Genomic DNA, 12,417 nt, shown 5'->3' with positions numbered 1-12,417 from the left:
CTCTTTTTGAGTTAGCTCCGATGCTTTGAGAAAGCCCCCGCTCAGCGGGGGCTTTTTTATTGGGTTGACACCTACTGGGGGCGTCTATAGAATTGCGCCTCCTTTTAACGGGCGTATTGCGCCCGGTGGGAATAGCAGCCGGAGTCTGAAATCCAATGCAAAATCAGCAAATCCGTATCAGGTTGAAGGCTTTTGACCATCGCCTGATCGACCAATCCACCCAGGAAATCGTGGAAACCGCGAAACGTACTGGTGCACAAGTGCGTGGTCCAATTCCACTGCCTACCCGTAAAGAGCGGTTCACCGTTCTGGTCTCCCCGCACGTCAACAAAGACGCGCGTGACCAGTACGAGATCCGTACTCATAAGCGCGTACTGGACATCGTCCAGCCAACGGATAAAACCGTTGATGCACTTATGAAGCTTGATCTGGCGGCCGGTGTGGAAGTACAGATCAGCCTCGGCTAAGACTTGGGTCTTAGTCGTGTAACGCTCTGAAATGGGCGGCCATAGCGGGTGAAAGCCCCGTACACTCATGAGGTTTACAACATGACTATTGGTGTAGTCGGTCGTAAATGCGGTATGACCCGTATTTTCACCGAAGAAGGTGTCTCCATTCCGGTCACGGTCATTGAGATCGAGCCGAATCGCGTCACCCAGTTCAAAACTGAAGAAACCGATGGCTATCGTGCAGTGCAAGTCACTGTCGGCGAGCGTCGTGCTTCGCGCGTGACTGCTGCTCAAGCAGGTCACTTCGCTAAAGCAAACGTTGCAGCTGGTCGTACTGTTATGGAGTTCCGTCTTGAAGAAGGCGACTACCAGGCAGGCGATCTGATCAACGCTGAAATCTTCGCCGCTGGTCAACTGGTTGATGTAACCGGTCAGTCCAAAGGTAAAGGCTTCCAGGGTACGATCAAGCGTTGGAATTTCCGTGGCCAAGACAACACTCACGGTAACTCCGTTTCCCACCGCGTCCCGGGCTCTATTGGCCAGTGCCAGACTCCTGGTCGTGTATTCAAGGGCAAAAAAATGTCCGGTCATATGGGCGCTGAGCGCGTGACCGTGCAGTCCCTCGAAGTAGTGCGCGTCGACGCTGAACGCAATCTGTTGTTGGTCAAGGGTGCTGTTCCTGGCGCTACTGGCGGCAACCTGGTTGTACGTCCAGCGGCCAAGGCTCGCGGTTAAGGGGAAGCTGACATGCAATTAAATGTAAATGACGCTCAAGCGATCGAAGTTTCCGAACTGACATTTGGCGGCGAATTCAACGAGACGCTGGTTCACCAAGCAGTCGTGGCCTACATGGCCGGCGGCCGTCAAGGTAGCAAGCAGCAAAAGACCCGTTCCGACGTTCGTGGTGGCGGTAAGCGCCCTTGGCGTCAGAAAGGTACTGGCCGTGCTCGTGCCGGTACTATCCGTAGCCCAATCTGGCGTGGCGGCGGTACCACTTTCGCAGCTCGTCCGCAGGATCACACTCAGAAGCTCAACAAGAAGATGTATCGCGCAGCACTGCGCTCCATCCTTGCTGAACTCGTGCGTACTGATCGTCTGGTCGTGGTCCAGGACTTCGCTGTTGAAGCGCCGAAAACCAAAGATCTGCTGAACAAGCTGAACGGCATGGGCCTGACTGACGTCTTGATCGTGTCTGAAGCTGTTGATCAGAACCTGTACCTGGCTGCTCGCAACCTGCCACACGTTGATGTACGTGACGTGCAAGGTTCCGATCCAGTTAGTCTGATCGCATACGACAAGGTGTTGATCACCGTGTCGGCCGTGAAGAAATTCGAGGAGCTGCTGGGATGAACCAGGAACGCGTATTTAAAGTTCTGCTTGGCCCGCACGTTTCCGAAAAGGCTACGGTTCTGGCTGACAAGAAAGGCCAGTTCGTTTTCAAGGTTGCGACTGACGCAACCAAGCTGGAAATCAAGAAGGCCGTCGAAAGCCTGTTCAGCGTGAAAGTAGAGCGTGTTACTACCCTGAATGTTCTGGGTAAGAGCAAGCGCACTGCTCGCGGTCTGGGCAAGCGTAATGACTGGAAGAAGGCAGTTATCTCCCTTCAACCAGGCCAAGATCTCGATTTCAGCAGCAGTGCTGAGTAAGGAAGGGGTGCATCATGGCAATCGTTAAATGCAAACCGACTTCCCCTGGCCGCCGTTTTGTGGTCAAGGTGGTCAACCAGGAGCTGCATAAAGGCGCTCCTCACGCACCGCTGCTCGAGAAGAAATCGAAGACTGGTGGTCGTAACAACAATGGTCGTATTACCACTCGTCACATCGGTGGTGGCCATAAGCAGCATTATCGTCTGGTCGACTTCCGTCGCAACGACAAAGATGGCATCGCTGCCACTGTCGAGCGTATCGAATACGATCCAAACCGTACTGCTCACATCGCTCTGCTGCTGTACGCAGATGGCGAGCGTCGCTACATCATCGCCCCTAAAGGCGTGAGCGCTGGCGACCAGCTGATCGCAGGTGCCTTGGCACCGATCAAGCCGGGCAACGCTCTGCAACTGCGCAACATTCCAGTTGGTAGCACCGTACACGGCATCGAATTGAAGCCAGGTAAAGGCGCGCAAATCGCTCGTTCCGCTGGTGCTTCGGCTCAGCTGATCGCTCGTGAAGGTGTCTACGTGACCCTGCGTCTGCGTTCTGGTGAGATGCGTAAAGTGCTGGCTGAATGCCGCGCGACCCTGGGTGAAGTCTCGAACTCCGAGCACAGCCTGCGTTCGCTGGGTAAAGCTGGTGCCAAACGCTGGCGTGGCGTTCGCCCAACCGTTCGTGGTGTTGCCATGAACCCGGTTGACCACCCACACGGTGGTGGTGAAGGTCGTACCTCTGGTGGTCGTCATCCGGTATCGCCATGGGGCTTCCCGACTAAGGGCGCGAAGACTCGTGGTAATAAGCGTACCGACAAAATGATCGTCCGTCGTCGCAAGTAAATAGAGGGATACGACAGTGCCACGTTCTCTGAAAAAAGGTCCTTTTATTGATCTTCACCTACTGAAGAAGATCGAAGTGGCGGCGGAAAAGAACGATCGCAAACCAGTTAAGACCTGGTCGCGTCGTTCGATGATCCTGCCACAAATGGTCGGTTTGACCATCGCAGTACACAACGGTCGTCTGCACGTCCCAGTTCTCGTTAACGAAGACATGGTCGGCCACAAACTAGGCGAGTTTGCCGGTACCCGCACTTATCGTGGGCACGTGGCAGACAAGAAAGCCAAGCGTTAAGGGGTAAGGAAATGGAAGTAGCCGCTAAGTTGTCGGGCGCTCGAATCTCCGCCCAGAAAGCCCGCTTGGTCGCCGACCAGATCCGCGGGAAGAAGGTGGGCGAAGCGCTCAACCTGTTGGCTTTCAGCAGTAAGAAAGCCGCCGAGATCATGAAGAAAGTGCTGGAGTCGGCCGTAGCCAACGCCGAGCATAACGAAGGCGCAGACGTTGATGACCTAAAGGTCAGCACCGTTTTCGTCAACGAAGGGCGTTCGCTGAAGCGTATCATGCCGCGTGCCAAAGGCCGTGCTGATCGCATCGTCAAGCGGTCTTGCCATATCACTGTCAAGGTTGCTGACAAGTAACGGAGTCGAAGAGATGGGTCAGAAAGTACATCCCATTGGCATTCGCCTGGGAATCGTCAAGGAGCACACCTCCGTCTGGTACGCAGACGGTCGGACTTATGCGGACTATTTGTTCGCTGATCTGAAGGTGCGTGAGTATCTCCAAGACAAACTAAAAAGCGCGTCCGTAAGCCGTATCGATATCCATCGTCCGGCGCAAACTGCACGTATCACCATCCACACCGCTCGTCCAGGTATCGTTATCGGGAAGAAAGGTGAAGATGTTGAGAAACTGCGTCAGGACCTGACCAAGCAAATGGGTGTGCCTGTGCACATCAATATCGAAGAGATCCGCAAGCCGGAGCTCGACGGTATGCTGGTTGCGCAGAGCGTAGCTCAGCAGCTGGAGCGTCGCGTAATGTTCCGTCGCGCTATGAAGCGCGCTGTACAGAACGCCATGCGCATTGGTGCCAAAGGCATCAAAATCCAAGTGAGCGGTCGTCTCGGCGGTGCTGAAATCGCACGTACTGAATGGTATCGCGAAGGTCGTGTGCCGTTGCACACCCTGCGTGCCGACATCGACTATGCCAACTACGAAGCTCACACCACTTACGGTGTGATCGGTGTAAAGGTTTGGATCTTCAAAGGCGAAGTAATTGGTGGTCGCCAAGAAGAACTGAAACCACAAGCACCAGCGCCTCGTAAAAAAGCTGCTAAGTAAGGGGTACGCCAAATGTTGCAACCAAAGCGTACGAAGTTCCGCAAGCAGATGACAGGCCACAACCGTGGTCTGGCTCAGCGCGGTAGCAAAGTCAGCTTCGGCGAATTCGCGCTGAAGTCTGTAGCTCGTGGTCGTCTCACCGCTCGTCAGATCGAGTCAGCGCGTCGTGCTCTGACCCGTCACGTAAAACGTGGCGGCAAGATCTGGATCCGTGTATTCCCGGACAAGCCGATTTCCAAAAAGCCCCTCGAAGTTCGGATGGGTAAAGGTAAGGGTAACGTGGAATACTGGGTAGCCCAGATTCAGCCAGGCAAAGTCCTGTATGAAATCGAGGGTGTAACTGAAGAGCTGGCGCGTGAGGCTTTTGCCCTGGCTGCTGCAAAGCTGCCGCTCGCCACCGCCTTTGTTAAACGGACGGTGATGTGATGAAAGCGAATGAACTTCGTGAAAAATCCGCACAGCAGCTGAACGAGCAACTGCTCGGCCTGCTGCGCGACCAGTTCAATCTGCGTATGCAGAAAGCAACTGGCCAGTTGGGGCAGTCTCATCTGCTCTCGCAAGTTAAGCGTGACATTGCTCGCGTGAAGACTGTGCTCAACCAGCAGGCAGGTAAGTGATCATGGCTGAAGCCGAAAAGACTGTCCGTACGCTGACTGGCCGTGTTGTCAGCGACAAGATGGACAAAACCATCACCGTTCTGATCGAGCGTCGCGTTAAGCACCCGATCTACGGTAAATATGTTAAGCGTTCGACTAAGCTGCACGCGCACGACGAAACCAATCAGTGCCATATCGGCGACAAAGTCACTATTCGTGAAACTCGTCCGCTGGCCAAGACTAAGTCTTGGGCACTGGTTGATGTTCTCGAACGCGCTGTGGAAGTCTAAGGACTAGGGGTCGGAGAAATTATATGATTCAGACTCAATCCATGCTCGATGTGGCCGATAACAGCGGCGCTCGCCGTGTTATGTGCATCAAGGTGCTGGGTGGCTCCCATCGTCGTTACGCTGGTATCGGTGACATCATCAAAGTTACCGTCAAGGAAGCAATTCCTCGCGGTAAAGTGAAAAAAGGCCAAGTGATGACTGCTGTTGTAGTCCGCACTCGTCACGGCGTACGTCGTGCAGATGGCTCCATTATCCGCTTTGATGGCAACGCTGCTGTTCTTCTGAACAACAAGCAAGAGCCGATCGGCACCCGTATCTTTGGGCCAGTGACCCGTGAACTTCGTACTGAGAAGTTCATGAAGATCGTCTCGCTCGCCCCAGAAGTGCTGTAAGGAGATCCGACATGCAAAAGATTCGTCGTGACGACGAGATCATCGTGATCGCCGGCAAAGACAAAGGTAAGCGCGGTAAGGTGCTGAAGGTTCTCGCTGACGACCGTCTGGTCGTTGGTGGTCTGAACCTGGTCAAGCGTCATACCAAGCCTAACCCGATGTCGGGCGTACAGGGCGGTATCGTCGAGAAAGAAGCGCCATTGCACGCTTCTAACGTCGCCATCTTCAACGGCGAAACCAACAAGGCTGATCGTGTTGGTTTCAAAGTAGAAGACGGTAAGAAAATTCGTGTCTTCAAGTCGACCCAAAAAGCGGTTGATGCTTGAACACTGCTAGGTAGATAAGACCATGGCACGACTACAAGAGATTTACCGGAAGGAAATCGCCCCCAAGCTTAAGGAAGAACTTAAGCTCGGGAACGTGATGGAAGTTCCGCGCGTTACCAAAATCACCCTGAACATGGGTCTGGGCGAAGCGATCGGCGACAAAAAAGTCATCGAGCACGCTGTTGCTGACCTGGAAAAGATCACCGGTCAAAAAGTCGTTGTGACTTACGCTCGGAAATCCATCGCTGGCTTTAAAGTCCGTGAAGGTTGGCCGATCGGCGTCAAAGTGACTCTGCGCCGTGAGCGTATGTACGAATTCCTGGATCGTCTGCTGTCGATCTCCCTGCCTCGGGTTCGCGACTTCCGCGGCCTGAATGCCAAGTCCTTCGATGGTCGTGGTAACTACAGCATGGGCGTGAAAGAGCAGATCATTTTCCCGGAAATCGACTACGACAAGATCGATGCTCTCCGCGGTCTGGACATCACCCTGACCACCACTGCCAAGAACGATGATGAAGGTCGCGCCCTGTTGCGTGCTTTCAAATTCCCGTTCCGCAACTGATTGGAGTAGGACCATGGCCAAGATGAGCATGAAAAACCGCGAGCTGAAACGTCAGCTCACGGTTGCCAAGTACGCCAAGAAGCGTGCAGCACTGAAAGCAATCATCGTTGATCTGAACGCAAGTCCAGAAGCGCGTTGGGAAGCTACAGTTGCTCTGCAGAAGCAGCCACGTGACGCAAGCGCCTCGCGCATGCGTAACCGCTGCCGCCTGACTGGTCGTCCACACGGCGTTTACCGCAAGTTCGGCCTCGGCCGTAACAAACTGCGTGAAGCGGCAATGCGTGGCGACGTACCTGGTCTGGTTAAAGCCAGCTGGTAAGTACTTTCAAAGTCCGGGTGGTCGGGATCGCAAGATACTGACCGCCGGTACCTTGAATCTGGAACAAGCCCCTTTTGGGGCTTGTTTCATTTCCGGAGTGTGTCTAGAATACCCGGCTCGCCTGAGCCCGTGTTTTCTATGCCCGGAGATACTCGGCGACATATGTAGCCGTAAGGCTAATTTTTTTGTATTAGGAGCGTCTAGCCCATGAGTATGCAGGACCCGTTAGCGGACATGCTAACTCGTATCCGTAATGCCCAGATGGCTGAAAAGTCCGTCGTAAGCATGCCATCTTCCACGTTGAAGGTAGCTGTTGCCAAAGTCCTGAAAGACGAAGGCTACATTGCGGGTTATCAGATCAGCAGCGAAATCAAGCCACTGCTGTCCATCGAGCTGAAGTACTTCGAAGGCCGTCCGGTCATCGAGGAAGTGAAGCGCGTTAGCCGTCCAGGCCTGCGTCAGTACAAGTCCGTTGAGGATCTGCCGAAAGTTCGTGGCGGTCTTGGCGTGTCTATCGTCTCCACCAACAAAGGTGTGATGACGGATCGTGCTGCGCGCGCTGCCGGTGTCGGCGGCGAAGTTCTTTGCACTGTGTTCTAAGGGGGGATAAGCATGTCTCGCGTCGCTAAGAACCCCGTTAAGCTGCCAGCCGGTGTCGAAGTCAAATTCGCAGGCCAACAGCTTTCGGTGAAGGGTGCCAAGGGTACTCTTGAACTGAACATCCATTCGTCCGTTGAGATCGTTGAAGAAGCTGGTGAGCTGCGTTTCGCTGCTCGCAATGGCGATCAACAAACTCGCGCAATGGCCGGTACCACGCGTGCGTTGGTAAACAACATGGTCCAAGGCGTAAGCCAAGGCTTCGAGCGTAAGCTCCAGCTGGTCGGTGTTGGTTACAAAGCGCAAGCAAAAGGCTCGGTTTTGAACCTGGCCCTTGGCTTCTCGCACCCAGTGGATTACGAACTGCCGGAAGGCATCACCGCTGAGACTCCTAGCCAGACCGATATCCTGATCAAGGGCATCGATAAGCAGCTGGTAGGTCAGGTGGCCGCTGAGATCCGCGACTTCCGTCCACCAGAGCCGTACAAAGGCAAAGGTGTGCGCTACGCGGACGAAGTCGTCCGTCGTAAAGAAGCCAAGAAGAAGTAGGGCATAGCAAATGACCGACAAAAAAGTTACTCGACTGCGTCGCGCTCGCAAAGCACGCCTGAAAATGCACGAACTAGAAGTCGTGCGTCTCTGCGTGTTCCGCTCGTCGCAGCACATCTACGCCCAGGTCATCTCGGCCGACGGCAACAAAGTCCTGGCCAGCGCCTCGACTTTGGATAAAGAACTGCGTGATGGTGCCACTGGCAACATCGACGCGGCCACAAAGGTTGGCCAGCTGGTCGCTACGCGTGCTAAGGCCGCTGGCGTCTCGCAAGTGGCTTTCGACCGCTCTGGCTTCAAGTACCACGGCCGCGTTAAAGCGCTGGCTGATGCTGCTCGTGAAGCTGGGCTGGAGTTCTAAGTTATGTCAAATAACGACCAAAAGCGCGACGAAGGCTACATTGAGAAGCTGGTTCAAGTTAACCGCGTAGCCAAAACCGTTAAAGGCGGCCGTATCTTCACTTTCACCGCGTTGACCGTGGTTGGTGATGGTAAAGGGCGTGTTGGCTTCGGCCGTGGCAAGTCACGTGAAGTGCCTGCTGCGATCCAGAAGGCAATGGAAGCTGCTCGTCGCAACATGATTCAAGTTGACCTGAACGGCACCACTCTGCAGTACGCAATGAAGTCTGCTCATGGCGCTTCGAAGGTGTACATGCAGCCTGCTTCTGAAGGTACCGGTATCATCGCTGGCGGCGCTATGCGTGCTGTCCTCGAAGTTGCTGGCGTTCAGAACGTTCTGGCCAAGTGCTACGGCTCGACTAACCCGGTAAACGTGGTTCACGCCACTTTCAAAGGTTTGAAAGCTATGCAATCTCCTGAATCCATTGCCGCCAAGCGTGGCAAAAGCGTCAAGGAGATCTTCTGATCATGGCTACCGTTAAAGTAACGCTGATCAAAAGCATGACCGGCCGCATCCCTAACCACAAATTGTGCGTTAAGGGTTTGGGTCTGCGTCGCATCGGTCACACTGTAGAAGTCCAGGATACTCCCGAGAATCGCGGGATGATCAACAAGGCTTACTACATGCTGCGTGTCGAGGGTTAATCGATGAAACTCAATGATCTGAGTCCAGCGCCGGGTTCCCGTCGCGAAAAGCATCGTCCGGGCCGTGGTATCGGTAGCGGTTTGGGTAAGACTGGTGGCCGTGGCCACAAAGGTCAAACCTCCCGCTCCGGTGGCACCATTGCTCCAGGCTTTGAAGGCGGTCAACAGCCGTTGCATCGTCGCCTGCCTAAGTTCGGTTTCGTTTCCCTGAAGGCCATGGACCGCGCAGAAGTGCGTCTGTCCGAGCTGGCTAAAGTGGAAGGCGACATCGTTACTGTGCAGACCCTGAAAGATGCCAACGTGATCAACGTCAACGTACAGCGTGTGAAAATCATGCTGTCCGGTGAAGTGACTCGCGCTGTCACTATCGGCAAGGGAATCGGCGCCACCAAAGGTGCGCGTTCGGCTATCGAAGCAGCTGGCGGCAAGTTCGAGGAATAAATGGCTAAGCAAGGTGCTCTCTCAGCGCTCGGCAAAGGCGGTATGTCTGAACTTTGGGCTCGTCTGCGTTTTCTGTTCCTGGCGATTATCGTCTACCGAATAGGCGCACACATCCCGGTTCCAGGTATCAATCCGGACCGACTCGCAGACCTGTTTCGACAGAATGAGGGGACCATTCTTAGCTTGTTCAACATGTTTTCTGGCGGCGCGCTGGAACGGATGAGCATTTTTGCACTGGGGATCATGCCGTACATCTCGGCATCGATCATCATGCAACTGATGACAGCCGTCAGCCCGCAGCTGGAGCAGTTGAAGAAGGAAGGTGAAGCTGGCCGTCGCAAGATTAGCCAGTACACCCGCTACGGCACTGTCATCCTCGCCCTGGTTCAAGCTATCGGCATGTCCGTTGGCCTGGCGGGGCAGGGTGTTGCGTTCACTGGTGACTTTGGCTTCCATTTCGTCGCGGTATCCACGTTTGTGGCTGGTGCGATGTTCATGATGTGGCTGGGTGAGCAGATTACTGAGCGTGGTGTTGGCAACGGTATCTCGATGTTGATTTTCGCAGGTATCGTCGCCGGTCTTCCGAGAGCAATCGGGCAGTCTTTCGAGTCTGCACGTCAGGGTGATATCAACATTTTCGCCTTGGTTGCCATCGGTTTGCTGGCAGTAGCGATTATCGGTTTTGTGGTGTTCATTGAGCGTGGCCAGCGTCGTATTGCTGTTCACTACGCCAAGCGTCAGCAGGGCCGCAAGGTTTTTGCTGCGCAGACCAGCCACTTGCCGCTGAAAGTGAATATGGCCGGTGTTATTCCGGCAATCTTCGCGAGCAGCATCTTGCTGTTTCCGGCTTCGTTGGGTACCTGGTTTGGTCAGTCTGAAAATATGGGCTGGCTGCAGGACCTCTCTCAGTCGATCGCTCCTGGTCAGCCGTTGAATATTCTGCTGTTTAGTGCAGGGATTATTTTCTTCTGCTTCTTCTATACGGCGTTGATGTTCAATCCGAAAGACGTAGCGGAAAACCTGAAGAAGTCCGGTGCCTTTATTCCGGGCATCCGTCCAGGTGAGCAGTCTGCACGCTACATTGATGGCGTTCTGACTCGTTTGACCCTGTTCGGTGCTCTATATATGACGGCCGTCTGCTTGTTGCCCCAGTTCCTGGTGGTTGCAGCAAACGTTCCGTTCTACCTTGGCGGGACCTCGTTGCTGATCGTGGTCGTGGTTGTGATGGACTTCATGTCCCAAGTACAATCGCACCTCGTTTCGCACCAGTACGAATCCCTGATGAAGAAAGCCAACCTGAAGGGTTACGGCAGCGGCATGTTGCGCTGAGTACCCATAAGGTTCGAGGAGTTGGTGATGAAAGTTCGTGCATCGGTGAAAAAGCTGTGCCGTAACTGCAAGATTATTCGCCGCGAAGGTGTTGTTCGAGTAATTTGCAGCGCGGAACCGCGTCACAAACAGCGCCAAGGCTGAGTGTGATCCGCTTGAAGCCCGGCAGCTAGTGCGCTGCCGGGTTGATTATTTGTTATTACAGCGATATTATCTCGCGCCCTATTTCTTGGCTTCCGGGGCGTAGGTAGCTGTCAATTGGAGTCCCACTGAATGGCCCGTATTGCAGGCGTTAACATTCCAGATAACAAGCACACTGTTATCTCGCTGACCTACATCTATGGTGTTGGTCGCACTACTGCGCAGAAAATTTGCGCAGTTGCTGGGGTAAACCCAGCCGCTAAGATCAAGGATCTGAGCGACGAGCAGATTGAATTGCTGCGTGGCGAAGTGGCGAAGTTCACCACTGAAGGTGACCTGCGTCGCGAAATCAACATGAAAATCAAGCGTTTGATGGACCTCGGTTGCTATCGCGGTCTGCGTCATCGTCGTGGTCTTCCAGTACGCGGTCAGCGTACCAAGACTAACGCGCGTACCCGTAAAGGTCCGCGTAAGCCGATCCGCAAGTAATCGCCCCAGCGAATCGACAGGAAAATTATCATGGCAAAACCTGCTGCTCGTCCTCGTAAAAAAGTTAAAAAGACAGTGGTTGATGGCATCGCCCACATCCATGCATCTTTTAACAACACCATCGTGACCATCACCGACCGTCAAGGTAACGCGCTTTCTTGGGCTACCTCCGGTGGTTCGGGTTTCCGCGGTTCCCGCAAGTCCACCCCGTTTGCTGCTCAAGTAGCTGCTGAACGTGCTGGTCAAGCTGCGCTGGAATATGGCCTGAAAAACCTCGACGTTAACGTCAAAGGTCCAGGTCCAGGTCGTGAGTCTGCTGTCCGTGCTTTGAACGGCTGTGGCTATAAGATCGCCAGCATCACCGACGTGACGCCAATCCCGCACAACGGGTGCCGTCCGCCGAAGAAGCGCCGCGTGTAATCCAGGAGATTGTAAAGAATGGCTCGTTACATTGGTCCAAAATGCAAACTCGCTCGTCGCGAAGGCACCGATCTCTTCCTGAAGAGCGGCGTGCGCGCGATCGAATCGAAGTGCAACATCGAAGCAGCACCTGGTATCCACGGCCAACGCCGCGGTCGCCAGTCCGATTACGGCACCCAACTGCGTGAAAAGCAGAAGGTCCGTCGTATCTACGGCGTTCTCGAGCGTCAGTTCAGCGGCTACTACAAAGAAGCTGCTGGCAAGAAAGGTGCAACCGGTGAAAACCTGCTGCAACTGCTCGAATGCCGTCTGGACAACGTTGTATACCGTATGGGCTTTGGTTCTACTCGTGCCGAATCCCGTCAGCTGGTATCGCACAAGTCGATCAGCGTTAACGGCCAGACCGTAAATGTTCCGTCCTACCAGGTTCGTGCTGGTGACGTGGTCGCAGTTCGCGAGAAAGCAAAAAACCAACTTCGCATTGTCCAAGCTCTCGATCTGTGTGCCCAACGTGGCCGCGTAGAATGGGTAGAAGTAGACACTGAGAAGAAGTCGGGCGTTTTCAAGAACGTTCCAGCTCGCAGTGATCTGTCCGCCGACATCAACGAAAGCCTGATTGTCGAGCTCTACTCCAAGTAAGGGCTAGAAAATA

The 12,417-nt window shown here is 54.3% G+C and carries 26 protein-coding genes; all 26 read left to right on the top strand.

Translation table 11 applies throughout. From position 1 onward, the window contains the following. Positions 1-155: 155 nt before the first annotated feature. The 26 genes from rpsJ to rpsD all read left to right on the top strand — a co-directional run bounded on the left by rpsJ (position 156) and on the right by rpsD (position 12,404). On the top strand, positions 156-467 hold the full coding sequence (gene rpsJ, locus QU606_RS32040; protein ID WP_003186070.1) for a 30S ribosomal protein S10: 312 nt from the start codon (positions 156-158) through the stop codon (positions 465-467). Between the two features lie 81 nt (positions 468-548). Next, the gene (rplC, locus tag QU606_RS32035; protein ID WP_007253310.1) at positions 549-1,184 is read left to right on the top strand and encodes a 50S ribosomal protein L3; all 636 of its coding nucleotides are present in this window, start codon (positions 549-551) and stop codon (positions 1,182-1,184) included. 12 nt (positions 1,185-1,196) lie between these two features. After that, positions 1,197-1,799 (top strand): 50S ribosomal protein L4, encoded by a 603-nt coding sequence (rplD, locus tag QU606_RS32030; protein WP_003210082.1) that lies wholly within the window; start codon positions 1,197-1,199, stop codon positions 1,797-1,799. After that, on the top strand, positions 1,796-2,095 hold the full coding sequence (gene rplW / locus QU606_RS32025; protein ID WP_002555488.1) for a 50S ribosomal protein L23: 300 nt from the start codon (positions 1,796-1,798) through the stop codon (positions 2,093-2,095). Before rplD ends, rplW begins: the two co-directional genes overlap by 4 nt. A gap of 14 nt (positions 2,096-2,109) precedes the next feature. Next, positions 2,110-2,934, top strand: a complete 825-nt coding sequence (gene rplB, locus QU606_RS32020) for a 50S ribosomal protein L2 (RefSeq protein ID WP_003210080.1) — start codon at positions 2,110-2,112, stop codon at positions 2,932-2,934. A 16-nt stretch (positions 2,935-2,950) separates the two neighbouring features. Continuing rightward, positions 2,951-3,226 (top strand): 30S ribosomal protein S19, encoded by a 276-nt coding sequence (gene rpsS / locus QU606_RS32015; RefSeq protein ID WP_003232420.1) that lies wholly within the window; start codon positions 2,951-2,953, stop codon positions 3,224-3,226. A gap of 11 nt (positions 3,227-3,237) precedes the next feature. Further along, on the top strand, positions 3,238-3,570 hold the full coding sequence (rplV, locus tag QU606_RS32010) for a 50S ribosomal protein L22 (RefSeq protein ID WP_003103908.1): 333 nt from the start codon (positions 3,238-3,240) through the stop codon (positions 3,568-3,570). Between the two features lie 13 nt (positions 3,571-3,583). Further along, positions 3,584-4,270, top strand: a complete 687-nt coding sequence (rpsC, locus tag QU606_RS32005) for a 30S ribosomal protein S3 (protein ID WP_003176422.1) — start codon at positions 3,584-3,586, stop codon at positions 4,268-4,270. Between the two features lie 12 nt (positions 4,271-4,282). Continuing rightward, complete coding sequence (gene rplP, locus QU606_RS32000; protein WP_003232424.1) at positions 4,283-4,696, top strand: 50S ribosomal protein L16; 414 nt, start codon at positions 4,283-4,285, stop codon at positions 4,694-4,696. Then, complete coding sequence (gene rpmC, locus QU606_RS31995; protein WP_002555481.1) at positions 4,696-4,887, top strand: 50S ribosomal protein L29; 192 nt, start codon at positions 4,696-4,698, stop codon at positions 4,885-4,887. The genes rplP and rpmC overlap by 1 nt, the downstream gene beginning before the upstream one ends. Before the next feature lie 2 nt (positions 4,888-4,889). After that, positions 4,890-5,156: a 30S ribosomal protein S17 gene (rpsQ, locus tag QU606_RS31990; protein WP_003176419.1), complete on the top strand. Its 267-nt coding sequence runs from the start codon at positions 4,890-4,892 to the stop codon at positions 5,154-5,156. A gap of 23 nt (positions 5,157-5,179) precedes the next feature. Continuing rightward, positions 5,180-5,548, top strand: a complete 369-nt coding sequence (gene rplN / locus QU606_RS31985; protein ID WP_002555479.1) for a 50S ribosomal protein L14 — start codon at positions 5,180-5,182, stop codon at positions 5,546-5,548. Positions 5,549-5,559: 11 nt separating this feature from the next. Beyond that, positions 5,560-5,874, top strand: coding sequence for a 50S ribosomal protein L24 (rplX, locus tag QU606_RS31980; RefSeq protein WP_007896770.1), 315 nt, complete (start codon positions 5,560-5,562; stop codon positions 5,872-5,874). Positions 5,875-5,896: 22 nt separating this feature from the next. After that, a complete protein-coding gene (rplE, locus tag QU606_RS31975; RefSeq protein WP_003194642.1) occupies positions 5,897-6,436 on the top strand; it encodes a 50S ribosomal protein L5 in 540 nt (179 codons plus the stop codon). A 13-nt stretch (positions 6,437-6,449) separates the two neighbouring features. Next, the gene (gene rpsN / locus QU606_RS31970) at positions 6,450-6,755 is read left to right on the top strand and encodes a 30S ribosomal protein S14 (RefSeq protein ID WP_003176414.1); all 306 of its coding nucleotides are present in this window, start codon (positions 6,450-6,452) and stop codon (positions 6,753-6,755) included. A gap of 207 nt (positions 6,756-6,962) precedes the next feature. Further along, positions 6,963-7,355: a 30S ribosomal protein S8 gene (gene rpsH / locus QU606_RS31965; RefSeq protein ID WP_017848802.1), complete on the top strand. Its 393-nt coding sequence runs from the start codon at positions 6,963-6,965 to the stop codon at positions 7,353-7,355. Positions 7,356-7,367: 12 nt separating this feature from the next. Further along, positions 7,368-7,901, top strand: a complete 534-nt coding sequence (rplF, locus tag QU606_RS31960; RefSeq protein ID WP_024077677.1) for a 50S ribosomal protein L6 — start codon at positions 7,368-7,370, stop codon at positions 7,899-7,901. Between the two features lie 10 nt (positions 7,902-7,911). After that, entirely contained in the window at positions 7,912-8,262 is a 351-nt protein-coding gene (gene rplR, locus QU606_RS31955) for a 50S ribosomal protein L18 (RefSeq protein ID WP_003186037.1), read from the top strand. A gap of 3 nt (positions 8,263-8,265) precedes the next feature. Continuing rightward, positions 8,266-8,766, top strand: a complete 501-nt coding sequence (rpsE, locus tag QU606_RS31950) for a 30S ribosomal protein S5 (protein ID WP_003186035.1) — start codon at positions 8,266-8,268, stop codon at positions 8,764-8,766. Between the two features lie 2 nt (positions 8,767-8,768). After that, positions 8,769-8,945 (top strand): 50S ribosomal protein L30, encoded by a 177-nt coding sequence (rpmD, locus tag QU606_RS31945; RefSeq protein WP_003176408.1) that lies wholly within the window; start codon positions 8,769-8,771, stop codon positions 8,943-8,945. Between the two features lie 3 nt (positions 8,946-8,948). Continuing rightward, positions 8,949-9,386: a 50S ribosomal protein L15 gene (gene rplO, locus QU606_RS31940; protein ID WP_003176407.1), complete on the top strand. Its 438-nt coding sequence runs from the start codon at positions 8,949-8,951 to the stop codon at positions 9,384-9,386. Continuing rightward, a complete protein-coding gene (gene secY, locus QU606_RS31935) occupies positions 9,387-10,715 on the top strand; it encodes a preprotein translocase subunit SecY (protein ID WP_003176406.1) in 1,329 nt (442 codons plus the stop codon). 27 nt (positions 10,716-10,742) lie between these two features. Continuing rightward, positions 10,743-10,859, top strand: coding sequence for a 50S ribosomal protein L36 (gene rpmJ, locus QU606_RS31930; RefSeq protein ID WP_002555468.1), 117 nt, complete (start codon positions 10,743-10,745; stop codon positions 10,857-10,859). A 129-nt stretch (positions 10,860-10,988) separates the two neighbouring features. Next, the gene (gene rpsM, locus QU606_RS31925) at positions 10,989-11,345 is read left to right on the top strand and encodes a 30S ribosomal protein S13 (protein WP_024077676.1); all 357 of its coding nucleotides are present in this window, start codon (positions 10,989-10,991) and stop codon (positions 11,343-11,345) included. Between the two features lie 30 nt (positions 11,346-11,375). After that, positions 11,376-11,765: a 30S ribosomal protein S11 gene (gene rpsK / locus QU606_RS31920; RefSeq protein ID WP_002555466.1), complete on the top strand. Its 390-nt coding sequence runs from the start codon at positions 11,376-11,378 to the stop codon at positions 11,763-11,765. A gap of 18 nt (positions 11,766-11,783) precedes the next feature. After that, the gene (rpsD, locus tag QU606_RS31915) at positions 11,784-12,404 is read left to right on the top strand and encodes a 30S ribosomal protein S4 (protein ID WP_003176404.1); all 621 of its coding nucleotides are present in this window, start codon (positions 11,784-11,786) and stop codon (positions 12,402-12,404) included. Positions 12,405-12,417 lie beyond the last annotated feature (13 nt).

The organism is Pseudomonas sp. OVF7 (assembly GCF_030644265.1).
Classification (GTDB): domain Bacteria; phylum Pseudomonadota; class Gammaproteobacteria; order Pseudomonadales; family Pseudomonadaceae; genus Aquipseudomonas; species Aquipseudomonas gorinensis.
This window is presented reverse-complemented; position numbering and strand designations above follow the sequence as displayed.